The sequence below is a fragment of the Caulobacter sp. genome (assembly GCF_039596335.1).
Classification (GTDB): Bacteria; Pseudomonadota; Alphaproteobacteria; order Caulobacterales; family Caulobacteraceae; genus Caulobacter.
Genome location: NZ_JBCNJZ010000004.1, coordinates 72,958 through 95,630 on the forward strand (window position 1 = coordinate 72,958; position 22,673 = coordinate 95,630).

Below are 22,673 nucleotides of genomic sequence, written 5' to 3' on the forward strand. Positions count from 1 at the left end.
CCGGCCTGCCGAAAAAGTCCGAGATCTGACGATATGAACGATCGTTCCGCCCTCTTCGACGTGCACTCCTCCACGAGCGTCACCCTCGATCAGGTCGTTCGCCGCGAGAGCGTCGAGATTCCGGCCGAGGCGCCGCTGGCCATGCCGGTCCAGCCGTTGGGCTTCTGGCAGGGCGGTCCGCGCCGCGCCACCGCGCTGGGCGCCAACATGCGCCTGCGCCGCTCGATCATCGCCGCCACCACCCTGGTGATGGGCTTCGCCGGCTGGAAGGCCACCTTCGACACCATCGCGCTCGGTGGCGTCACCCGCTTAGAAGGCGTGGTGCTGGTGCTGCTGGCCCCGCTGTTCCTGGCCCTGTCGCTGTGGTTCTGCACGGCCGTCGCCGGCTTCTCGATCCTGCTTGGCAAGCCCAAGGATCCGCTGGGCATCGACAGCGACACGCCGATGCCCAAGCTGCACACGCGCACCGCCATCCTGATGCCGGTGCATAACGAGGACGCCGCCGCCGTCTTCGCCCGCCTGCGCGCCATGGACGCCTCGATCGCCGAGACGGGCATGAGCCGCCACTTCGACATTTTCGTCCTCAGCGACACCCGCGACGCCCAGGTGGCCCTGGCCGAGCAGGCCTGCTTCGCCCGCTTCCGCCGCGAAGCCCACAGCAACGTCTTCTATCGCGTCCGCAAGGAAAACACGGGCCGCAAGGCCGGCAACGTCGCCGACTGGGTGCGCCGCTGGGGCAGCGCCTACGAACACATGCTGGTCCTGGACGCCGACAGCCTGATGACCGGCGACGCCATGGTCCGCCTGGCCGACGCCATGGAGCGTCACCCGGGCGCCGGCCTGATCCAGACCATGCCGATGATCGTCAACGCCCAGACGATCTTCGCCCGCACCCTGCAGTTCGCCACCCGCCTGTACGGCCGCGTCGCCTGGACCGGCCTGGCCTGGTGGTCGGGCACCGAGAGCTCGTTCTGGGGCCACAACGCCATCGTCCGCACCCGCGCCTTCGCCGAGACCTGCGGCCTGCCCTCGCTGGGCGGCCCCAAGCCGTTCGGCGGCGAGGTCATGAGCCACGACGCCCTGGAAAGCGCCCTGCTGCGCCGTGGCGGCTGGAGCGTTCACCTGGCCCCCTATCTGGAAGGTTCTTACGAGGAGAGCCCCTCGAACCTGCTGGACTTCGCCACCCGCGACCGTCGCTGGTGCCGCGGCAACGTCCAGCACCTGCCGCTGATCGCCCTGCCCGGCCTGCACCTGATGAGCCGCATGCACCTGGTGATCGGCGTGCTCAGCTACGTGCTGTCGCCGCTGTGGTTCATCGCCCTGTCGGCCGGCGTCACCTCGCGCGCCCTGATGCCTGAGCTGAAAAAGGCGGCCTTCACCATGGCCGACCTGCAAGCCGCGGCCCACGCCCTGATCGACTGGCGCGAGATCCAGGCCACCGCCTGGGCCATGATCATCACCTTCGTGCTGCTGTTCGGCCCCAAGATCCTGGGCTCGATCCTGGTCTTCTCGCGCAAGTCCGAGACCAAGGGCTTTGGCGGCAAGCGCCGCATCGCCGCCGGCCTGGGTGTCGAGATGCTGCTCTCGGCCCTGGTCGCCCCGATGCTGATGTTCACCCAGACCCGCGCCATCGTGGAAATCATGGCCGGCAAGGTTGGCGGCTGGGCCACCCAGCGCCGCGACGCCGACAAGGTCAGCTTCAAGGAGGCCTCGGCCGCCATGGGCTGGATCAGCGCCACGGGCCTGGTCCTGGCTGGCATGTTCTGGTTCACGCCGGACCTGTTCACCGCCACCGCCCCGATCCTGATGGGTCTGGTGCTGGCCGTCCCGCTGACCATGCTGGGCGCCAACAAGATCGCCGGCCTGAAGGTCAAGGCCAACGGCCTGTTCATGACCCCGGAAGAGCGCCGCCCGCCGGCCATCGTCCGCGCGGCCCTGGGCGCCTCGTGCGAGCCGCCGATCCGCTGGTTCGCCCGTCACGGCCGCCCGATCGGCCCGTCAGACGAGGTCCGCGACGCCGCCTGATCCTCGTTGCTGATTGGCCGTCAAGCCTTTTGATAGGCTGGTCCGCCGGCTCTCGGGGGAGTAGAAGCGCGGCGTCTTTCCCCTGCCGGAGCTGGGTGCCTTGTCGCGTCTGTTCAGCGCCTATGTGATCGTCGACTGGAGCGCGGCGGCCAAGCCGACCACCGGCGCGGATTCCATCTGGATCGGCGTGCTCAAGCGCGATGTCCGCTTCCGCCTGACCTTCGAAAGCTTCAACCCGGCCACCCGCGCCGAGGCCGAGACGCGGCTGGCGGCGATCCTGGACGACCTGAAGAAGCGTGGCGAGCGGGCCCTGGTCGGCTTCGACTTCCCGCTGGGCTTCCCGCGTGGCCTGTCGCAGGCCCTGGCCCTGCCGGGCGAGACGCCCTGGCGTGCGGTCTGGGACCAGCTGGCCAAGATGGTCAAGGACAAGGCCGACAACACCAACAACCGCTTCGGCGTCGGGTCAGAGATCAACCGCCGCCTGACCGGCGGCCCCTTCCCGTTCTGGGGCTGCCCGCCCAAGGACGCGCTGACGACCCTGCAGCCCAAGCGTCCGCGCGACCATGGTCCGGACGATGTGCCGGAATTCCGCCATGCGGACCAGGCCGCCAAGGGCGCGCACGCGATCTGGAAGCTCTACTACAACGGCTCGGTCGGCGGTCAGGCGATCATGGGCATTCCGGCCGTGCGTCGCCTGAAGGACGCCCGCGGCGACACCGTCCGCGTGTGGCCGTTCGAGACCGGCTTCAAGAGCCTGACCGAGGCCGACCTGGAGGGCGTCGCCACCGTCGTGGCCGAGGTCTATCCGTCGCTGATCAAGCCCGTCCCGGCCCCCGGCGAGGTCAAGGACCTGGCCCAGGTGCGCAGCCTGGCCGAGCACTTCGCCAAGCTGGACGAAGCCGGCAAGCTTGGCGCGGCCTTCGATGCGCCGAAGGGCCTGGCCGAGGACGCTGTGACGGCGGCTGCGACCGAGGAAGGCTGGATTCTGGGGGCTTAACAACGGCCGCTTCCCCGGCGAAAGCCGGAGCCCAGATCTCATGGCGCTGGGGATGACTGTATAAGCGCTGAGCCTATAGAGCCAGCCCCAGCGTTCTTCCAGCTGGGTCCCGGCTTTCGCCGGGAAGACGGTTAGTTGGACGCCAGTTTGCGATCGCGCCGGTCCAGCATCCGGAACCGGCCCAGCAGGAAGCCCATCGCCAGGAAGCTGGTGACGATCACCGAGATCACCACCCCGTTCAGGCCCATGCCGCGCGGGATGGCCAGCCACCAGGCCAGCGGTCCCATCACGAAGGCATAGCTGATCAGGTGGGTGATGGTCGGGACCCAAACCTCGCCGCGCGCGCGCAGGGCTTGGGCGGCGACCACCTGGACGGCGTCCGGGGCCAGGAAGATGCAGGTCAGCACCAGGGCCGGCAGGATCAGCTCCAGCGCCGCCGGATCGGTGGTGTAGGCCAAGGCCACCCAGCCCTTCAGCGGATACAGCAGCACGGCCGCGATCAGACCGATGACGAAGGTCACGGCAAAGGCGATCCAGCCGGCGCGCTTCATGCCCACCGGATCGCGGGCGCCATAGGCCCGTCCCACCTGCACGGCGGTGGCCGAGGCGATGCCCAGCGGGATCATGAAGATCACTGCCGCCACGTTCAGCACCACCGCCCAGGCGGCGACGGCCAGGCCGCCGATCCAGCCGGCCACCAGGTTCATGCCGGCAAAGGCCGAGACCTCGAAGAAGTTGGACGCGCCGGCGCCGTAGCCGATGCGGCGCTGCTCGATCTCCGCCGGACGGTCGCGAGCGGGCTTGTCGAAGACGCCCAGCTCGCGGGCCTCCTTCATGCGCAGCACATAGATGGCCAGGGCCAGCAGCAGGGCCGTGCGGGCGATGAAGGTCGACCACGCCCCCCCCGTCGCCCCCAGGGCCGGCAGGCCGAAGGTCCCGGGCACCAGGATCAGGTTGGCGGCCAGGTTGACGATATTGGCCAGCCACATGAACACCGCGCCGGGACCCGGCTTGGCCAAGCCCTCCAGCCAGAAGGTAAGGGCGACTGAAACGGCATAGACCGGCAGCGACAGCGAGAAGACAATCATCGGGATGGTCGCGCCGTCGGCAAGGCCGTCCTTCAGGCCCATGCTGTGCAGGAACATCGGCCCCAGCGCCGCCAGTAGCACCGCCGAGCCCAGGCCCAGCCAGGCGCTGTAGCTGAGGCCTCGGCGCAGCACCGCGCCGGTCTCGTGCCGCCGTCCAGCTCCGACCGCGCGGGCGGTCATCACCTGGATCCCGACCAGCAGGCCGACATTCATGGTGATGAAGATCGAGGACGGCGCCCAGGCCATGGCGTGGAAGCCCAGCTCGCGCGCTGAGAAATGACCCACGACGATCGCGTCGGTCAGGCCCATGATCATGATGCCCAGGCGCGACAGCACCACCGGCCCCGACAGGCGCAGCAGTTCGATCAGGTCGGTGGTGATCGGCCCGCGCCGCATGATCATGCCTCGAATGAAGGGCCGGCAAACTGACCCATGCCCGTTTTTCGGGCAACCCGCATTTGGCGCCGCTTGGAACATCGACGGATGCGAGTGGTTTTCCGGGCTCACTAGCAGGAGCCGCTCCCCATGGCCGAGACCGAGACCCCGCAGCACGAAGGCGCCGCCGACCGCATCGCCCAGGCCTATCGCGACATCCAGGCTCCGCTGGACGCCAAGGAGGAGCGCTCGCTCCAGCCGAAGGAGGACGAGAAAGAAGCCATGCAGGCCGGCGCCCGTCCCTATCCTGCGCCGCCCTTCCCCGAGCAGCACCAGACCAAGCCCGGCGACGAATACGCCCTGGATCCGGCCCCGATGTACGACGCGCCGTTCTACAAGGGCTCGGGCAAGCTGGAGGGCAAGGTCGCCCTGATCACCGGCGCCGACAGCGGCATCGGCCGAGCCGTGGCGGTGCTGTTCGCCCGCGAAGGCGCGGACGTCGCCATCGCCTATCTCTCCGAAGACAAGGACGCCGAAGAGACCAAGGCCGCCGTCGAGAAGGAGGGCAAGCGGGCCATTCTGCTGCCCGGCGACGTGGCCGACTCCGCTTACGCCAAAGACGCGGTGGCCAAGACCCTGGAGGCCTTCGGCCGGCTGGACGTGCTAGTCAACAACGCCGCCTTCCAGGAGCACGTGCTGGACTTCGAGGACCTGACCGAGGAGCATTTCGACCGCACGCTGCGGACCAATCTCTACGGCTATTTCCACATGGCCAAGGCGGCTGTGAAGCACCTGCCGCGCGGCGGGTCGATCATCAACACCGGCTCGGTCACGGGCCTGTTGGGCAACAAGGATCTGCTGGACTACTCCCTGACCAAGGGCGGCATCCACGCCTTCACCCGATCGCTGGCCACGCACCTGATCGAGCGCGGCATTCGGGTCAACGCGGTAGCCCCGGGGCCGGTCTGGACCCCGCTGAACCCGGCCGACAAGCTGGCCAAGCAGGTGTCGGAGTTCGGCAGCAAGACCCCGATGGGCCGCCCCGCCCAGCCCGAGGAGATCGCGCCGGCCTATGTGTTCCTGGCCTCGCCGCAGACCTCCAGCTACATCACCGGCGAGATCCTGCCGATCATCGGCGGGTACAACGGGGGCTGACGCCCCCGCGCCCGCACCTAGTGCGGCCAGACTTCTTCCAGCACCTTGACCTGGCCGTCCTTGAGGCTGACCTCCATCGACGGCTCCTCGGGCTTGCCGGCGGCGAACAGCTCGTAGATCACCATGCCGTCGTTCTGGGTGCTCTCGATCACCCGCACCGGGGTGATCGTCTTGCCCGAGGCGGCCGCGGCGTCGCGCACCGGCTTGGGGGCCGAGGCCCAGACGATGTCGCGTTGGGTCTCGACGATCTCCCACCCGCCGTTCTTTTCCAGCAGGTCGAACTCGATCTCCGAGCCGTCGGGCAGCGTCCCTTCGACGTCGTAATAGCGGCGGTCCTCCCGCTCCTTCAGCTCGGCTTCCTTGATGGTCATGGTCGGGGCGGCGGCCTTGATCACCTTGACCACGGCGGCCGGCAGGTCCTTGGGCGCGACCTCGGTGATCTTGGTCTTGGGGCCATCGGCGAAGGCCAGCGGCGCCAGGGCTAGTACGGCGGCTGCAGCCGCAACAGACGTCAGGATGAGGGGGCGGTTCATGGCGTTCTCCTGTTCGTGAGGTCGCTGTCGTAACGCCGGCGCGCTGACATTGACCTGACGCATGGTATCCAATCGCCTCGTCTTATGGAGTCGCCAATGGCCCGCCGCGTCGCCCTCGTATCCCTGCTGGTCGCCGACTATGACGACGCCATCGCCTTCTATGTCGGCAAGCTGGGCTTCACCCTCGTCGAAGACACCGACATGGGCGGCGACAAGCGCTGGGTCGTTGTCTCACCGGGAACCGAAGGGACTGACTTCCTGCTGGCCCGCGCCATCGACGATCAGGCCCGGGCGATCGGCCAGCAAGGCGGCGGCCGGGTCTGGCTGTTCCTGCACACCGACGACTTCGCCGGCGACCATGCCCGCATGACGGCCGCCGGCGTGCGCTTCCTGGAGGAGCCACGCTTCGAGCCCTACGGCACGGTGGCGGTGTTCGAAGACCTGTCGGGCAATCGCTGGGACCTGCTCGAGCCCAAGGCGGCCCGATGAACCGCCGCCTCGCTCTCGTTGCCCTTCTCTGCGCCCTCGCCTCCCCCGCCTTCGCAGCCGACAAGATCCGGGTGCTCTATCTCGACCAGTCGGTGGGCTTCCGCCACGCGCCGGTCACGCGCCCCAAGAACAGCAACGGACCGACCCAGTCTGAGATCGTGATGGCGCAGATCGCCGCCACGTCCGGCGCCTTCACCGTCGAGTCGACCCAGGACGCCCGCACGATCACCCCCGAGAAGCTGAAGGACATCGACGTCCTGGCCTTCTACACGACCGGCGCCCTGCCGATCGCGCCGGAGGCCTGGGCCGCCATCCAGCAATGGGTCGAGAGCGGCAAGGGCGGCTTCGTGGGCCTGCACAGCGCCACCGACACCGCCTGGCCCTATGACGGCCCCGGCCAGAGCTATACCGCCTTCATCAACGGCAAGTTCGCCGGACACCCGTGGGTCCAGGGCACGCCGGTGACCATCCAGGCGATCGGCGGCCAGCACCCGACGACCAAGGCCTGGCCGACGCGCTTTGCCTATGCCGAGGAGATCTACCAATTCGCCGACTATGACCCGGCCAAGGTCCGGGCGCTGCAGGCCATGGACTTCACCGACACCGCCCTGAAGCGGCCGTGGTTCATCCCGATCACCTGGGCGCGCGAGATCGGCAAGGGCCGGCTGTTCTCCACCAGCCTGGGCCACACGCCCAGCACCTGGGACGATCCGCGCTATCGCGCCCAGATCCTGGACGCCATCCGCTGGACCGCCCACCGGACGCCGGGCCAGGCCAAGCCCAATCCCGACGAGCAGGCCCTGTGGGCGCTGCGCTCGCTGCTGGCCTATGACGGCCGGCCAAAGGCCGAGGTCGAGGCCCGCGTGACCCGCCTCTCCAAGGCCGATCCGGCCTGGCTGCGCGACACCGCCGCCCGCACCGCCGCCCTGCGCCCGCTGTGGCCCGGCAAGCCGACCAGTGACCGCACCCGCTTCGACGCGGCCTACAAGGCGGTGCTGGACGAGGTGGTGGCCAGGTCCGACGGCTGATCGGGCCCGAAGGCCTCGGCCGCATAGGTCCGCAGCTGCCCGGCCACGTCGGCCGGCCAGATTTCGATCCGCGCTTCGAACGCCGCATCGTCGCCGGCGAACAGGGCCCGCATGGCGTCCTCGAAGCCCGGCAAGTCGCCACCCATGGCGGAGGCGAAGCGATAGGCCGCCTCGCGGGCGGCGCGGATGCGGTCAGGGCCTTCGCTGGCCTTGCGCGCTGCCTCGACCAGCTTGCGCAGCGCCACCGACGCCCCGCCCGGCTGGGCCGCCAGCCAATCCCAATGGCGTGGCAGCAAGGTCACCTCGCGGGCCGTGACGCCCAGCTTAGGCCGACCGCGTCCCCGTGGAGCGTCTTCGGCCGGCGACAGGCGGCGGACCAGGTCGACGGTGTCGCCGCTGAGATCGAAATCGACCGAGCGACCGTCGGGGTCGAAGATCAGCACCCTGGCTTCGCCCACCAGCCCGTGAGCAGCGAGGGCCACCTCCAGCTGCGAGCCGACAGCGACGCGGTCATGGCCGCGGAAGACGACATAGCGGTCCATCAGTTCAGCCCTTTCGCGCCCATCGCCCGCACCCAGTGGTCGCGGCGATCCTTCAGCCTGCTGTTGCGGGTGAAGCTATCCAGGCCCTCGGTGTCGACCACCTCGACCGGCTCGAACACGAACGCGGCCTCGCCGTGCGCCTTCCAGGCGGCCTGCAGCGAGGGTTCGCGGTGCGAGCCTAGCTTCAGGGTGAACCAGACGCCGCTCTGGCGGGTCGCCAGGTCCGGCGTCGCGCCGACCCAGACCTCGCCGGTGGTCGTGCAGCGCACGGCGTAGACGCCGGGCTCGACCTTGCGTTCCTTGTAGGCGCGCAGCAGCGCCTTGCGTTCGGACATGACCGTCTCCTTTGAGACAGCCTTTTACCCGGACGAAATTCAGAGTCAATAATACCCGGGTAAATTAAACCTGCGGCGGCGCGCGATAGGCGACGTAGCCGCGCTCGACCATCCGCCGGGTAGCCTCATAGACCGCCGACAGTTCCTCATAGGCGCTGCGAAGATGGGCCAGGCGGGCGACCTGGGCGTCGGTCAGGCTGGCCGCGGCCTCGGTCATGGTCGCGGCCTCGGCGACCCAGCGGCCCCGCGCGGTGGCGGCGGCGACCGCCAGACGCTGGAAGCGCTCGGCGTCGGCATGGGGGATCGAGGCCCCCAGCACCGCCTTGTTCGAGGCGAAGGCGGTGTAGTCGATCTGTTCGAGATAGCCCCGCAGCCGGCGCTGGACCTGCGGATCGACGTCGCTGGGCTCGAAATGGTCGCCGACCCGACGCGTACTGGAAGTCATGATCGCCATGACAGCCTCCCATCCGCCCCCCATCCTGCTTCAGGGGGTCGTTGACGGAAGGCTGCGCCCGACTGCTTAACGACGCGTTGAGGGTCTCGCCGCCAGGCCCCGCCCGGGTCAGTACAGCAGTTTGCGGAAACTGATCCGAACCGTGCGCCCCAAGGGATCCAGATAGTCGCGCTGATAGGCCTGCGGCGTAACGCCGCCTTGGTCGCGGACCGTCTGGCGGGCGTTGAACAGGTTCTCGACGTTCAGCATCACGAACCCGTTCTTCAGCACCGGGTACTTGGCCACCAGCGCCTTCTGCGAGGCGTTGAGGTTGGCGAAGGCGTTCACCCCGACTGTCGCCAGGTCGGAGAAGTACAGGGTCTGGCCGCCGGTCGCCCCGCCATTGACCCAGGTGCTGTCCTTCCAGGTCGCGCTCAGGTTCACGCCCAGGCCGTTGCGGGAATAGCCGCCCTGCGCCTGGATTTCATGACGCGCCACACCGTTGCGCGCGCTGATCGCCGCGCCGTCCAGCTGGTCCAGCACCGGCAACCCCTTGCGGACCACGATCTCCTCGGTGAGCCGCCAGGTGTGATAGATCGAGAAGCGCAGCAGACCCTGCCCCGGGCGCGGCATGGCGCCGGGGCCCAGAGCGCCGGGTCCGCCAGGACCACCGCCCCCGCCTGGACCGGCTCCGCCGCCACCACCGCCCGGACCACCCGCGCCGGGCGGCGGGCCAAAGCGCATCATGCCCCCGCCGGGCCCTCCCGGACCGCCCGGCCCCGGCGGCGCGGCCGTGGCCTGGCCGACGGCCTTGGAGAAGTTGAGCCCCCAGCGGATCTTGTCGCTGTCGGCGCTGGCGATGTTGATCGGCCGCGCGTCAATGGCCAGCAGCCGCCCGGCCGCGTCACGGGTAAAGCGCTCGGGGAACGCCGCCTCCAGGTCCGGCGTGATCGCCGGGAAGCTGGTGATCAGGTTCTTGATCTCCGAGCGCGTGTAGGTGGCGTTCAGGGTCAGGTCGATCTTCTCGAACGGCTTGTAAGTCCCGCTGAACGAGGCCAGCGATCGGCTGTCGTTGCGCAGGCGCCCGTTGCCGCCGGTGGTGTAGGACACCAGCACCGTCTGGCCGGTGTTGAAGTCGAAGGCCGAGACGTTCGGCGTCACCAGGATCGGATCGTTGATCTGGTTGGTGGTCGGCGCGCCCTCTTCCTGGGCGTAGTTGACGGCGAAGTTCAGCCGCTTGATCGGCGTCCAGCTCAGGCCGCCGCCCAAGGTGGTCAGCCCGCCCAGGTCCGACAGCTCCTCGTACTCGAAGTTGACGTTGGCCGAGAGGTCGCCGGCCTTGGCCAGGAAGCCCTGGCGCGTGCTGGTCAGCGGCAGGCTCAGATTGCCCATCACGCTCTGGCGGTCGCGACTGACGTCACGCTGGGTCGTGATCCCTGACCGCACGGTCTTGGAGTTCAGGCCGCGCGTGTCCAACGACACCCGGAAGCTGGACTGCGCGGGCCCGGCGGGCGTCTCGAACAGCGACCCGTTCAGCATCACCGACGCGCTGGCCGCGGTCGAGACCGAGTGGGCGGTGTCAGGCGCTACGGCCTTGTAGAGTCCGCCCGGGATTGCGCCGAACGGATTGACCGTGGGGTCGCCGGCCGCGACCGCCGCCTGGAACGCCGAGGCGTCCAGTCCGCGTCCCGTCGTGGTGTCGCTGACCGTGCGATCGAAGTCTCCGGCGGCGGTCCAGCGCCACGAACCCAACCGGCCGCTGGCGATCATGGCCAGTTGGGTGCGCAGGGTGTCGGTCTCGCGCGCCAACGTCTCCGGCGCGTCGATGAAGCGATAGCCGGTGACGGGGTTGGCGAAGGGCGAGAACGGGCTTCCCGCCGGCAGGGCGAAGGTGACGCCCGGCAGGCCCAGCAGCGCCTCGGTACGACTGTCCTCCAGATTGCCGCTGACGGTCAGCTGGGTTTCCTTGCCAATGTCGCGGGTCGTGCCGCCACGCAGGACCAGCTTGTCGGACTTGCTGACCAGCGAACGGGCGGCGGTCAGGTCGTCGGTATTGTAGCGACCGGCCAGCGCCGCATAGTCGTTCAGCGAGACCAGGCCCGCAGCCGCCGAGGCCGGCGCTCCGGCGATGGTCGTCCGGCTCCCGGCCAGACCGGATAGCGCCGGATCGATCTCGCCCCCGCCCACGCCGCTCACATTGCCGGTCAGGTCGAAGGGTTGACCGTTGGGCGTGCGCACGATGTCGCGCTCGGTCTCCATCAGATAGGGCGCGTGGCTGACCTGGACGTCGACGTTCCAGCGGCGGTCGCCGTCGATCCGCAGCCGGTTGCCGCCCACCGACGGCGCGACATAGCCGCCGTCCGTGGCGACGGTGACGCCGGCCTGCGCCATCTTCGAATTGAAGTTCTTCTTCAGGATGATGTTGACGACGCGCTGGTCGGCCTTGAAGCCGTAGCTGAGCGCGACCTCCTCGGGGAACACCTGGAAGCGTTGGATCGCCTCGGGCGGGATGCCCTGCATCTCCTGCATGCCCGAGATGCGACGGCCGTTGACCAGCATCACCGGCGGACCGCTGCTGCGGCCGCGCGTGCTCTCCAGCTGCGGGGCCAGGATTGTCAGCAGGTCGACGACATTGCTGGCGCCCAGGCTCTGGATCGCCTCCTCGTCCAGTTCGAAGTCTGGCGGGATCGGGCTGTCGACCTTGCCGCGCGGGTCGGCCTCGATGGTCAGGCCCTCGACCTGGGTGGGCTCCTCGTCCTTCTGACGGGTCTTGGCCTGCCCTTCCGCGATAGCCCCCGCCGGCGGCGCGGACACGGCGGGCATGGTGGAGGCGTCAAAGGCGGCGGCGGCCAATCCATAGAGCAGGACGGTCGGGAGGGTCATGTCGGCCCGCAAAATCGGAGGTTGCGCCAATACGCTCACTAGGAGCCCTACAGCTTCGCTGCAACGCCCCCGAGCACTATGGCCAAGCTTTTGCGGCATAAAGCGCACACCGGCGTGTCTCTTCTCGCCAAGATCACGGCGAAGCTCGCCAAGTCCGGCCACATTGGCGGGTTTGCTACACCGCCCCAGAAACGATGTTGCACCCCGGAAACAAAAAGACCGCGCGCCTGGCGAAGGCGCGCGGTCTGATGTTCAGGGTCTTCCGTCTTGAGCTGTCAGCGCTCTTCGAAGGCCTGGAAGCCGCCGTAGATCATGCGCTTGCCGTCGAACGGCGCGTTCTCCATGGAACCCTTCAGCCGCTCGTCGGCCATGACCTTGGCGTTGACCGCATCCCGGGTCTCGCGGTCCTTGTAGGTGATCCACGAGAACACCACGACCTCGTCGTCCTTGGCCTGGACGGCGCGGGGGAACGAGGTCAGCTCGCCGTAGGGCACGTCGTCGCCGATGCATTCGACGTAGGACAGCGCGCCATGCTCCATCCAGACCTCGGCCCCTAGCCGGGCCATATCCTTGTAGGCGTCCAGTTTGTCCTTCGGCACCGCGAGCACGAAACCATCGACATAGGCCATGACGTTTCCTCCGCTTCAGTTGGCGTTGTCGAAGACAAGGACGTTCAGCGGGCCGCCGTTCCGACACCGCCCTCACGAATTTTTACGATCAAGCCGGTGATGGCCTTGGCATGGCCGTTCGACAGGTCGTTGTCCGGGAAAACGGCCAGCGGCACGTCAGGGACGAGGCCCCTGCCCTCCAGGTCCTCGCCCCTGGGGCCTTTGTAGAGCTCGGCCGGCAGGGCAAGCGCCCAGCCATTGGGCAGCGGCTTGGGCAGCTGGTCGGAGAACGCCCCGCGCGTGGTCCCGCCCACCTGGGTGACATTGGGCAGGGCCTTCATCATCAGCGTGAAGGTCTCGCCGGCGCTGACCGTCACGTCGCTGGTGACAAGATAGACCGGCCCGGTGAAGCGCGCCCCCGTGGCTGGCTCGATGCGGATCGGCTGCGGCGGCGCCTTGGCCCCGACGGGAACCTTGGAATAGGCCACGCGCGGCTGGTCGGTGAAGCGGGCGGCGACCCGCTGGCTGATGGCGTCGTAGCCGCCGCGGTTGTTGCTGACGTCGACGATCACCGCCTTGGCGCCGGTAAACGCGCCCAGGGCCTCGTCCATCACCGCGTCCAGCGGCCGGGGATCGTCGGGCGCGGCGTTGCGGGCGAAGGCGCCCATGGTGACGATGTTGATGTAGCCGACATCGCCGGCCAGACCCCAGAAGATGCGGTTGTTGGCCGTCTGGCGGCCGCGGCCTTCCAGCACCTGCGACAGGATCCCCTCGCGATAGGCCGCCAGCCAAGCCTTTTCACCGCCGGCCGGATCGGCCGCCAGGACGCGGCTCAGGGTCGCCGGACCGCCGGGCTCGAAGTCGCGCTGCGAGCCGGCCACCACGCCGTGCAGCTCGACATGGGGATCGTCAATGCCGGCCAGCAGGCCCGACAGCGCCGTCCACAGCTGGGCGTCGGTGGCCGTGGACGAGACCTGGGCCAAGGCGGCGGTCTTGCGCGCCGACCAGTCCAGCCCCCGCTCGGCCGAGCGCGGATAGGACTCGGCGAAGGTGTCGGCGACGAAGGTCACGATGCGGTCGGGCGTCCAACCCGCCGCGCTGATGCAGGCGTTGGGCAGGTTGGGCAGCTTGTCGAACAGATAGCGCGTGCCGTCTGGATCGCCGGTCAGGGTGATGACGCCCTGCCCCTCGGCCCGCCACTGGTTCAGCACGCCGTCGGGATCGGGCTCGCGGCGCGGATCGGGATAGCAGGCCTCGCCGGCGGTCTGGAACAGCTGCGCGCCCTCAGGCCCGAACTGCACGATCCAGCCATAGCCCCGCGCCTTCCACGCCCCGCGCAGCTCGGCGGCCACGAAGCCGCCCTTGGGCTGCACCGGCCAGAACGGGCTCTCGGCAAAGGCCGGCGCGGCCGCGGAAAGGACGGCGACCGCCGCCAGGAGACTCAAGCGTTTCTTCGAGCGATTCATGGGCCGCGACGGTGAAGGCGTCTCCACCGCCGCGCCAGTGAAAAAGCCGTCACTCGGTCTTCAGATAGATCTCCGACCCCTGTTCCTTGAACTTCTCGCTCATCTCGGCCATGCCCAGTTCGGCGCTGTTGGGCGCCTTGCCGGCCGCGAAGTCGCGGACTTCTTGGCTGATCTTCATCGAGCAGAACTTGGGTCCGCACATCGAGCAGAAGTGGGCGGTCTTGTGCGCCTCCTTCGGCAGTGTCTCGTCGTGGAACTTGCGGGCGGTCTCGGGGTCCAGGCCCAGGTTGAACTGGTCCTCCCAGCGGAACTCGAAGCGCGCGCGGCTGATGGCGTCGTCCCACATCGACGCGCCCGGGTGGCCCTTGGCGAGGTCGGCGGCGTGGGCGGCCAGCTTGTAGGTGATGACACCCGTCTTCACGTCGTCGCGGTCCGGCAGGCCAAGATGCTCCTTGGGCGTGACGTAGCAGAGCATCGCGGTGCCGAACCAACCGATCATCGCAGCCCCGATGGCCGAGGTGATGTGGTCGTAGCCAGGGGCGATGTCCGTGGTCAACGGACCGAGGGTGTAGAAGGGGGCCTCGTGGCAGTGCTTCAGCTGCTCGTCCATGTTGGCCTTGATCTTGTGCATGGCCACGTGGCCAGGCCCCTCGATCATCACCTGAACGCCGTGGTTCCAGGCCACCTTGGTCAGCTCGCCCAAGGTGCGCAGCTCCGAGAACTGGGCCTCGTCATTGGCGTCGGCGGTCGAGCCCGGACGCAAACCATCGCCCAGCGAGAACGAGACGTCATACGCGCGCATGATCTCGCAGATGTCCTCGAAGCGCTCGTAGAGGAAGTTCTCCTTGTGGTGGGCCAGGCACCACTTGGCCATGATCGAGCCGCCGCGGCTGACGATGCCGGTGACGCGCTTGGCGGTCATCGGCACGAACGGCAGGCGCACGCCGGCGTGGATGGTGAAGTAGTCGACGCCCTGCTCGCACTGCTCGATCAGGGTGTCGCGGAAGACCTCCCAGTTCAGGTCCTCGGCCACGCCGTTGACCTTCTCCAGCGCCTGGTAGATCGGCACCGTGCCGATCGGGACGCTCGAGTTGCGGATGATCCAGTCGCGGATATTGTGGATGTTGCGGCCCGTCGACAGGTCCATGACCGTGTCGGCGCCCCAGCGGGTGGCCCAGACCAGCTTGTCGACCTCGTCGGCGACAGTGCCCAGCACGGCCGAATTGCCGATATTGGCGTTGATCTTGACCAGGAAGTTGCGGCCGATCGCCATCGGCTCAAGCTCGCCGTGGTTGATGTTGGCCGGGATGATGGCGCGGCCGCGGGCGATTTCCTGGCGCACGAACTCGGGGGTCACGAAGTCCGGGATCGAGGCGCCGAAGTCTTCACCGTCGCGCACGCACGGGGCGTTCTGCTCGCGGCGCAGGTTCTCGCGGATGGCGACATATTCCATCTCGGCGGTGATGATGCCGGCGCGGGCGTATTCCAGCTGGGTGACCAGTTTGCCCGGCTTGCTGCGATAGATCTTGCGGCTGGCGTCCGGGAACTCGGGGGCCAGGTGCTTGCCCTGGGCGAAGCCGTTGTCCTCGGGCTTCACCTGACGGCGGTCGGTGACAATCTCGACGTCGCCGCGCGCCACGACGAAGGCTTCGCGCGAGCGCGGCAGGCCCTTCTCGATGTCGATGGTCATGGCCGGGTCGGTATAGGGGCCCGACGGGTCATAGATGGTCACCGGCGGCTCGTTGGCCGACGGGTGAACGGCCACCTCGCGGAACGGCACGCGCAGGTCGGGGAACAGCTCGCCGGCCTGGTAGACCTTGCGCGAGCCGGGCACGGGGCCGGTCGACAGGGTCTCGGCCACGGACTTGATGGTGGTCTGGATATTCATATTCGGGCGCTCCTTCGGCTTCGAGGAGACCCGGACGTGTCGCGCTAAGTCGGTGTACGGACGGAGTTTCGGCCCCTGACCCGCGTTCCCTCCCTTCGCCGGCATGACCCGGATCAGGTTCGACGGGTCAGGGCGTAAGCCCAATCTCAGCCGCGCAAGCGACCCCCCGGTGAACAAGGGTCGGACACTAGGCTTACTTTGATCGGGGTCAAGCGCTGCCTAGAGCCTGGAGGCTGAGAACGTATCGCAAGCCGACGGATCGCCCTGCTCGTAGCCGCGCGTGAACCAGCGCATGCGCTGGGCGCTGGAGCCGTGAGTGAAGCTATCGGGGACGACCTGGCCCTGGCTGCGCTTCTGGATGGTGTCGTCGCCGACCGCGGCGGCCGCGCCCAGGCCGTCCTGGATGTCGGCGCGATTGATGACGATCTGGCCGCCCGAGGCCTGATTGGCGTGCGACGCCCAGACACCGGCGTAGCAGTCGGCCTGCAGCTCCAGGCGCACCGAGCCGCTTTCCTCGCCGCGCGCACCCAGGCGGCGGGCCTGCTGGTCGGCGCCCAGCAGGTGCTGCACGTGGTGGCCGATCTCGTGGCTGATGACATAGGCGCGGGCGAACTCGCCCTGGGCGCCGAAGCGGGTCTCCAGCTCCTGCCAGAAGGACAGGTCCAGATAGACCTTCTGGTCGGCCGGACAATAGAACGGTCCCATGGCCGACTGGCCCGTGCCGCAGCCGGTGCCGGTGGCCTGCTTGTAGAGGACGATGGCTTCGGGCTGGCGGTACTGCACGCCTTCACGGGCGAAGATTGGCGACCACACCTCCGTGTTGGACGTCTCGATCACGTCGACGAACTGGCCGTCGCGGTCGCTGACCTGGCCCCGCGCGCCTTCCTGGGCGGCGGGCTGCTGCAGCCCCTGCGTCGCTTCCAGCGTGGTGCGCGGATCGATGCCGAACACGAAATAGCCGATGGCCGCTAGCACGACCGCGCCGACGCCGCCGCCGGCGATGCCGACCGGTCCCAGACCACGCCGATCCTCGATGTTGCCGGACCGGCGACCGCCTTCCCACTCCATGAGACCCCTACCCCTTCGTTCAGTTGGTCGTGTTGGGTTCGCTGGCGGGCTTGATGGCCCGCATGCGCGCATTGCTCTCGGCCAAGGCATCCTGCGTCAGACGCTCAAGCTGGTCTACCGAGCGCGCGCGTTCGGCCTCCTGCTGGGCCAGGTCCTGGTTCATCCGCGCCGTCGACGGGTCCGTCAGCGGCCGCAAGGTCGGCGCACCGGCCGCGCGCTGAGCGTCCAGCTCGCGCAGCACCACCGCCGTCCGGGCGCGATCCTGGGCGTTCGAGGCCTCGATCTCGCGGGCCGTCTCCGCACGCTGGGCGTCCTGCAGGGCATGGGCCACGAGCGGATCGCGCGAGTGGCGCAGATCCTGGGCCTGGGCGATACCGCCAAGGCCGACGAGACAGGCTGAAAGCAGAAGGGCCGCACGCATGGAAAACTCCGGGTCACGCGCGGCCCTACCACACTGACGTCAGGGCCGCTTGACCGTGAAACGCGCGAGCTCGGTCTTCGGCGCCGCCCAGTCGGGTTTCAGCTCGGCCGCGCGCGAATAGTCGCGATAGGCGGCGTTCAGATCGCCCAGCCCTTCATGGGCCAGGGCGCGGTTGTACCAGGCGCGCTCGGGATCCTTGACGCCCATCGACAGGCCCTTGTCGATCTCGCTGACGCCCTCGCGCCAGCGCTCCTCGCCGACATAGGTGGCGCCGCGGTTCACATAGGCCTCGCCCAGCTGCGGATCGAGCTTGTTGGCCTGGTCGAAATCGGCCCGGGCGGCCACGTACTGGCCCTGGCGCATCTGCAGCACGCCGCGATTGACGAGAATGCGGGCGCGGTCGCGGAAGTTCAGCGTCTCCAGTTCCAGCGCGGTCGTGCAGGCCAGGACCGCACGGCTGTCGGTCCGTCCGCCGATGGCGGCGTCGGAGCACTCCTTGGTGGAGCCGTTGCCGATGATCTGGGTGGTTGCGCCGGCCGCTCCGGCATGGGTCAGAAGCGCCGCCGCGCAGATCGCGGCCAGCGAAAAGGCTCTGGTCATGTCTTCCTCCGTGAGGCCGGTCTTTTGGCGCCGGTCCTCTAAAAGTGGATCATACTCCCCCTTTGGGACTTCGCCCATCGTGCTAACACAGGCGCCGACCTTCATCAGGGACGCACCGTCGCCATGCACCTCGCCCGCTTTCCCCGCGCCCGTTTCGCCCACCTGCCGACCCCGCTGGAGCCGCTGCCCCGCCTGGGCGCCGAGCTGGGCATCGACCTTTGGGTGAAGCGCGACGATTGCACGGGCCTGGCGGGAGGCGGCAACAAGACCCGCAAGCTGGAATTCCTGCTGGGCGACGCCTTGGCCCAGGGCGCCGACACCCTGGTGACCCAAGGCGCGGTGCAGTCCAACCACGTGCGCCAGACCATCGCCGCCGGCGCGCGCTTTGGCCTGAAGACCGAAGTGATCCTGGAAGAGCGCACCGGCTCCAAGGCCAGCGACTACATGGGCAACGGCAACGTCCTGCTGGACAAGCTGATGGGCGCGGCGATCCGCTATGTGCCGGGCGGCACGGACATGGTCGCCGAACTGGAAGCCACCGCCGACAGCGTGCGCCAGCGCGGCGGCAAGCCCTATGTCATCCCCGGCGGCGGCTCGAACACCATCGGCGCCCTGGGCTATGTCGACTGCGCCCGCGAGCTGGTGGTGCAGGCCGACCAGATGGACCTGAAGATCGACCGCATCGTCACCGCCACCGGCAGCGCCGGCACCCATGCGGGCCTGGTCGCGGGCTTCGCCGCCCTGTCGGTCGACATCCCGATCCTGGGCTTCGGCGTCCGCGCGCCCAAGGCCAAGCAGGAAGAGAACGTCTTCAACCTAGCCGTGGCCACCGCCGAAACCATCGGCGCGGCCGGCCGGGTCAAGCGCGAGATGGTCGTGGCCGACTGCGACTATGTTGGCGAGGGCTATGGCCTGGTCGACCAGGGCGTGATCGACGCCCTGACCCTGGCCGCCCAGACCGAGGGCCTGCTGTTCGATCCGGTCTATTCGGGCAAGGCGCTGAAGGGCCTGATCGACCAGGCCCGCAAGGGCGCGTTCAAGGGCGAGCGGGTCGTCTTCCTGCACACCGGCGGCGCGCAAGGGCTGTTTGGCTATCAGTCGGTGCTGGAGCCGTCGCTCCGATGAGTAAGGTGTTGGGCGTCCTCGGCGGCATGGGCCCGGCCGCCACGCTGGACTTCCTGGCCAAGCTGCAGGCCGCCACGCCGGTCAAGCGCGAGCAGGACCATCTGCGGGTGCTGGTCGACATCAATCCCAAGGTGCCGGACCGCAACGTCAGCGACTCCGATCCTGGCCCCGTGCTGGCGGCCATGGCGGCGGGGCTGCGCGATGGCGGGGCCCAGGTCCTGGCCATCGCCTGCAACACCGCCCACGCCTATGCCCGCGAGGTCGAGGCCAGCGGCCTGCCGCTGATCGACATGCTGGAGACGGCGGGGCTGGCGGCGAAGGCCAAGGGCGCGACCGTCGTGGGCGTGCTGGGCACCGGCCTGGCGCTAGGCCTCTATCGCGACCGCTTCTCGCACATGGGGCTGGAAGTGGTGATGCTGGACGACCACGAGCAGGTCGAGTTCATGGCCCTGCTCTACCGCATCAAGCAGGGTGATCTGAGCGAAGCCTCACGCGAGACCATGGCCGCCCTGGCCCATCGCCTGGTTGGCAAGGGCGCGCAGAGCGTGGTGGCCGGCTGTACGGAAGTGCCGCTGGTGCTGTCGCAGGACGCCCTGTCGGTCCCGCTGCTGGACGCCACCCAGGAACTGGCCAGGCGCTGCGTCGAAGTCTGCCTCGCCTGAAATCGGGCCTAGAGGTGCAGGTTGGTCCCGGTGTCCTCGTGGCAGGCTTCGAACATGCCGACCAGGGCCGCCGTCCCGCGCGAGGCCTGGGCCATGCGCAGCAGAGCGGCGCGCGCGTGGGCGCTGTCAGCGATCTCCGCCTGACGTTCGAGGCGCTCGGCCTCGCTGAGATGATCGTGTCGGTTCACCATGTCCCAATGATTTACAGGACATGAAAAAACCCGCCATGCGACCCCTGGCCGCACGCCGTTCGCTGAGCGATGTGTTTGATCTGGAAATGAAAACGCCCCCGGATCCTGAGGACCCGGGGGCGTCGTCCTGTTCCCCAACAGGACGGCGTCGGCTGCGCTGACTTCGAGCGCGGCGGCGTCGCCTCAAAAGCGATGACGAGGGTTTCGCCGAACGCGGATCATGAAACAACGCGGCGGCCTGTCGCAGGCCTGCGCGCTCCACGCCCTCAGAGACGAAAGCCTTTTAATTCAATAAGCTGAACGAAAGCTTGAGCGTGGAACCGCGACCAGCCGCCGCAGGTCGCCCCCTCAAATGTTACCGGTAGCAAATTTAGGGGTGGCCAAAGGGGTGACACCGGTAGCAAGCTGGGGCTCAGTTCGTCGCCACAAGACGACGGGGCCCTCGCCGGCCCCAGGGGGAAACCGACCCAGTCCATCCCTGCGGTGGAGGCTTCCCCTCGGCCGGCGTCATGCTCCGTCAACGGAGTTCGCATGCCGCTCAGCCCGATTTCCCGCCGCCGCCTGATGGCCTCCTCGGCCGCCGCCTTCGTCGCCGCCGGCCTGCCATTCAAGGCCCTGGCCGCCCCGACCAAGGCCGGCGCCATCGAGACGATGAAGAAGGCCTCGCGCTTCATGGTCGACAAGGCCGCCTACAAGGGCGGCTACGTGTGGAGCTACCTGCCCGACTTCTCGCGCCGCTGGGGCGAGATGGAAGCCTTCCCGACGATGATCTGGGTGCAGCCGCCCGGCACCGGCACCGTCGGCCACCTGTTCCTGGACGCCTATCACGCCACCAAGGACGAGTATTATTACGACGCCGCCTGCAAGGCCGCCGACGCCCTGATCGCCATCCAGAACCCGGCCGGCGGCTGGAACTATCTGGGCGACCTGGCCGGCGAGGAGTCGCTGAAGAAGTGGTACGACACCATCGGCAAGAACGGCTGGCGTCTCGAGGAATTCCAGCACTACTACGGCAACTGCACTTTCGATGACGAAGGCACCGCCGAAGTCTGCAAGTTCATGCTGCGCATGTACGTCGAGAAGAAGGATCCGAAGTACAAGGCCGCGCTCGACAAGGCCCTGAAGTTCGTCCTGGAAGCCCAGTATCCGGTCGGCGGCTGGCCGCAGCGCTACCCGCTGAAGGACGAGTTCCACCACCACGGCAACGCCGACTACACCAGCTACATCACCTTCAACGACGACGTGATCGGCGAGAACATCGAGTTCCTGATCATGGTCTACCAGGCGCTGGGCGACGAGAGCGTGCTGGGTCCGATCCGCAAGGCCATGGACTGCTACATCGCCTGCCAGCAGCCCCAGCCGCAGCCGGCCTGGGGCCTGCAGCACACGGTCAATGACCTGAAGCCGTCGGCGGCCCGCACCTACGAGCCCAAGGCCTTCGCCACCCACGCCACGGCCAGCAACCTGTCGCAGATGATGACCTTCTATCAGCTGACGGGCGACGCCAAGTACCTGGCCCGCATCCCCGAGGCCCTGGACTGGCTGGACAGCGTGCGCCTGCCCGACGACGTCGCCCCCGGCAAGGCGCGCTGGCCGACCTTCGTCCAGGTCGGCACCGGCAAGCCGCTGTACGTGCACCGCACCGGCTCGAACGTCGTCAACGGCCGGTACTACACCGACGAGAACCCTGAGAAGACGGTCACCCACTACTCGTCGTTCCGCAGCGTCGATGTGAAGGGTCTCCGCGCCCGCTACGAGAAGCTGAAGGCGACCTCGCCGGAAGAGGCCAGCAAGAACTCGCCGCTGAAGGGCCGCCGCGCCCTGCCCAAGTACTTCATGGTCAAGGACCTGTCGGTCGAGGATCTGAAGGTGGGCGGCGACCTGTCCAGCTCGGCCCCCAAGCCGGTCGACGCCGACTTGGCCAAGGTCGCCAAGCTGACCAGCGAGCTGAATGCCGAGGGCTGGTGGCCCACGCCCCTGACCTCGACCAGCCAGCCCTATATCGGCGACGGCCCAGCCACCCCGACGCCGGGCGACTTCTCCGAGACCAAGGTCGGCGACAAGTACGACACCTCGCCCTATCCCGATCCCAAGCCGGCGATCGGCATCTCGACGGCGTCGTTCATCGCCAACATGGCCACGCTGATCAAGTTCGTCGACGCGGCCTAAGCCGTCCTACTCGCAGGCGCGCCGGAGGTTCATCAGGACCTTCGGCGTGTCCCTGCGCAGCGTCTCGCGCAACAGGGCCTTGGGCACGGGCCAGTCGACCGCCAGACGGTTTTCATAGAACACCCGCGTGCCGCGCCCGCCGTTCAAGGGTTCCAGGCGCCACTCGCCCTGCTCGACCTTCAGGTCGCCTTCCACCAGCTTGAAACGGATCCGGCTGACCGGCTCGTAGTCCGAGCGGAACACGATGCGCATGCCCGGAAAGACCAGGTTGCGGCGCGTCAGATGCTCGCGGATGTCCCAGCCCTTGCGCTGGTCGCCCGAGAGCGTCCGGCAGCTGGTCAGGTTGGTCAGCATCTTATGGGCCACCGCGCAGTCGGTGATCATCGCCCAGACCTTGGTGGGCGGCGCGGCGATGTCGATCACCGCGCGCACATGGCCCGAGACGCCATCCGGATCAGGCGAGACCTCGGTATAGGCTTCCCGCTTGGCCAGGGCCGCCTGAGCCTTGGCGTTGAGTTCGAAAGCATCAGCGGCCGTCGCCGTCAGCAGCAGGCCTAGAAGGGCCAGTAGTCCTCGCATCGTCGCCGGCTCC

General features: G+C 68.3%; 22 protein-coding genes and 1 riboswitch. Of the genes, 8 read left to right on the forward strand and 14 right to left on the reverse strand.

Features of this window, described 5'->3' with window-relative positions; all coding sequences use genetic code 11:
- Window positions 1-33: 33 nt before the first annotated feature.
- Both mdoH and ABDW31_RS09415 read left to right on the forward strand, forming a co-directional pair.
- The gene (gene mdoH / locus ABDW31_RS09410; RefSeq protein WP_343698516.1) at window positions 34-2,025 is read left to right on the forward strand and encodes a glucans biosynthesis glucosyltransferase MdoH; all 1,992 of its coding nucleotides are present in this window, start codon (window positions 34-36) and stop codon (window positions 2,023-2,025) included.
- A 100-nt stretch (window positions 2,026-2,125) separates the two neighbouring features.
- Complete coding sequence (locus ABDW31_RS09415; protein ID WP_343698517.1) at window positions 2,126-3,022, forward strand: cobalamin biosynthesis protein CbiG; 897 nt, start codon at window positions 2,126-2,128, stop codon at window positions 3,020-3,022.
- Window positions 3,023-3,153: 131 nt separating this feature from the next.
- On the opposite strand, the gene ABDW31_RS09420 is transcribed toward ABDW31_RS09415, so the two are convergent.
- Window positions 3,154-4,512, reverse strand: a complete 1,359-nt coding sequence (locus tag ABDW31_RS09420) for an MATE family efflux transporter (RefSeq protein WP_343698518.1) — start codon at window positions 4,510-4,512, stop codon at window positions 3,154-3,156.
- A 123-nt stretch (window positions 4,513-4,635) separates the two neighbouring features.
- Here ABDW31_RS09420 and ABDW31_RS09425 point away from each other — a divergent pair, with 123 nt between their 5' ends.
- Window positions 4,636-5,640, forward strand: coding sequence for an SDR family oxidoreductase (locus tag ABDW31_RS09425; protein ID WP_343698519.1), 1,005 nt, complete (start codon window positions 4,636-4,638; stop codon window positions 5,638-5,640).
- A 17-nt stretch (window positions 5,641-5,657) separates the two neighbouring features.
- Here ABDW31_RS09425 and ABDW31_RS09430 read toward each other — a convergent pair whose 3' ends face one another.
- Window positions 5,658-6,173 carry a hypothetical protein gene (locus ABDW31_RS09430; RefSeq protein WP_343698520.1) on the reverse strand — a complete coding sequence of 172 codons (516 nt, stop codon included), beginning with the start codon at window positions 6,171-6,173 and terminating at the stop codon, window positions 5,658-5,660.
- A gap of 96 nt (window positions 6,174-6,269) precedes the next feature.
- Between ABDW31_RS09430 and ABDW31_RS09435 the strand changes: the two genes are divergently transcribed.
- Both ABDW31_RS09435 and ABDW31_RS09440 read left to right on the forward strand, forming a co-directional pair.
- A complete protein-coding gene (locus ABDW31_RS09435) occupies window positions 6,270-6,662 on the forward strand; it encodes a VOC family protein (RefSeq protein ID WP_184720946.1) in 393 nt (130 codons plus the stop codon).
- A complete protein-coding gene (locus ABDW31_RS09440) occupies window positions 6,659-7,690 on the forward strand; it encodes a ThuA domain-containing protein (RefSeq protein WP_343698521.1) in 1,032 nt (343 codons plus the stop codon). Before ABDW31_RS09435 ends, ABDW31_RS09440 begins: the two co-directional genes overlap by 4 nt.
- On the opposite strand, the gene ABDW31_RS09445 is transcribed toward ABDW31_RS09440, so the two are convergent.
- From ABDW31_RS09445 to ABDW31_RS09490, 10 genes are all read right to left on the reverse strand, one after another.
- The gene (locus ABDW31_RS09445) at window positions 7,645-8,235 is read right to left on the reverse strand and encodes a DUF2239 family protein (protein ID WP_343698813.1); all 591 of its coding nucleotides are present in this window, start codon (window positions 8,233-8,235) and stop codon (window positions 7,645-7,647) included. The two genes, ABDW31_RS09440 and ABDW31_RS09445, sit on opposite strands and share 46 nt — an antisense overlap.
- Window positions 8,232-8,567: a GIY-YIG nuclease family protein gene (locus ABDW31_RS09450; RefSeq protein WP_184720952.1), complete on the reverse strand. Its 336-nt coding sequence runs from the start codon at window positions 8,565-8,567 to the stop codon at window positions 8,232-8,234. The genes ABDW31_RS09445 and ABDW31_RS09450 overlap by 4 nt, the downstream gene beginning before the upstream one ends.
- 64 nt (window positions 8,568-8,631) lie before the next feature.
- Window positions 8,632-9,021 carry a hypothetical protein gene (locus tag ABDW31_RS09455; protein ID WP_184720954.1) on the reverse strand — a complete coding sequence of 130 codons (390 nt, stop codon included), beginning with the start codon at window positions 9,019-9,021 and terminating at the stop codon, window positions 8,632-8,634.
- Between the two features lie 108 nt (window positions 9,022-9,129).
- On the reverse strand, window positions 9,130-11,883 hold the full coding sequence (locus ABDW31_RS09460) for a TonB-dependent receptor (RefSeq protein ID WP_343698522.1): 2,754 nt from the start codon (window positions 11,881-11,883) through the stop codon (window positions 9,130-9,132).
- Window positions 11,884-12,158: 275 nt separating this feature from the next.
- Window positions 12,159-12,512 carry a DUF1428 family protein gene (locus tag ABDW31_RS09465; protein WP_184720958.1) on the reverse strand — a complete coding sequence of 118 codons (354 nt, stop codon included), beginning with the start codon at window positions 12,510-12,512 and terminating at the stop codon, window positions 12,159-12,161.
- 44 nt (window positions 12,513-12,556) lie between these two features.
- Window positions 12,557-13,957 (reverse strand): S41 family peptidase, encoded by a 1,401-nt coding sequence (locus ABDW31_RS09470; protein ID WP_343698523.1) that lies wholly within the window; start codon window positions 13,955-13,957, stop codon window positions 12,557-12,559.
- Between the two features lie 49 nt (window positions 13,958-14,006).
- Window positions 14,007-15,845 carry a phosphomethylpyrimidine synthase ThiC gene (gene thiC, locus ABDW31_RS09475; protein ID WP_184720962.1) on the reverse strand — a complete coding sequence of 613 codons (1,839 nt, stop codon included), beginning with the start codon at window positions 15,843-15,845 and terminating at the stop codon, window positions 14,007-14,009.
- Between the two features lie 73 nt (window positions 15,846-15,918).
- Window positions 15,919-16,024, reverse strand: a riboswitch (TPP riboswitch).
- A gap of 40 nt (window positions 16,025-16,064) precedes the next feature.
- Window positions 16,065-16,913: a neutral zinc metallopeptidase gene (locus ABDW31_RS09480; RefSeq protein ID WP_184720963.1), complete on the reverse strand. Its 849-nt coding sequence runs from the start codon at window positions 16,911-16,913 to the stop codon at window positions 16,065-16,067.
- A 19-nt stretch (window positions 16,914-16,932) separates the two neighbouring features.
- On the reverse strand, window positions 16,933-17,334 hold the full coding sequence (locus ABDW31_RS09485; RefSeq protein WP_343698524.1) for a hypothetical protein: 402 nt from the start codon (window positions 17,332-17,334) through the stop codon (window positions 16,933-16,935).
- A gap of 39 nt (window positions 17,335-17,373) precedes the next feature.
- Entirely contained in the window at window positions 17,374-17,934 is a 561-nt protein-coding gene (locus ABDW31_RS09490; protein WP_184720967.1) for a tetratricopeptide repeat protein, read from the reverse strand.
- A 123-nt stretch (window positions 17,935-18,057) separates the two neighbouring features.
- Here ABDW31_RS09490 and ABDW31_RS09495 point away from each other — a divergent pair, with 123 nt between their 5' ends.
- A complete protein-coding gene (locus ABDW31_RS09495) occupies window positions 18,058-19,059 on the forward strand; it encodes a D-cysteine desulfhydrase (protein ID WP_343698525.1) in 1,002 nt (333 codons plus the stop codon).
- Window positions 19,056-19,721, forward strand: coding sequence for an amino acid racemase (locus ABDW31_RS09500; RefSeq protein ID WP_343698526.1), 666 nt, complete (start codon window positions 19,056-19,058; stop codon window positions 19,719-19,721). The genes ABDW31_RS09495 and ABDW31_RS09500 overlap by 4 nt, the downstream gene beginning before the upstream one ends.
- An 8-nt stretch (window positions 19,722-19,729) precedes the next feature.
- Here the strand turns inward: ABDW31_RS09500 and ABDW31_RS09505 are convergent, their stop codons facing one another.
- Window positions 19,730-19,912, reverse strand: coding sequence for a hypothetical protein (locus tag ABDW31_RS09505; protein WP_184720973.1), 183 nt, complete (start codon window positions 19,910-19,912; stop codon window positions 19,730-19,732).
- 531 nt (window positions 19,913-20,443) lie between these two features.
- Between ABDW31_RS09505 and ABDW31_RS09510 the strand changes: the two genes are divergently transcribed.
- On the forward strand, window positions 20,444-22,081 hold the full coding sequence (locus tag ABDW31_RS09510) for a pectate lyase (protein ID WP_184720974.1): 1,638 nt from the start codon (window positions 20,444-20,446) through the stop codon (window positions 22,079-22,081).
- Window positions 22,082-22,087: 6 nt separating this feature from the next.
- Here the strand turns inward: ABDW31_RS09510 and ABDW31_RS09515 are convergent, their stop codons facing one another.
- Window positions 22,088-22,660 (reverse strand): SRPBCC family protein, encoded by a 573-nt coding sequence (locus ABDW31_RS09515; RefSeq protein ID WP_343698527.1) that lies wholly within the window; start codon window positions 22,658-22,660, stop codon window positions 22,088-22,090.
- Window positions 22,661-22,673 lie beyond the last annotated feature (13 nt).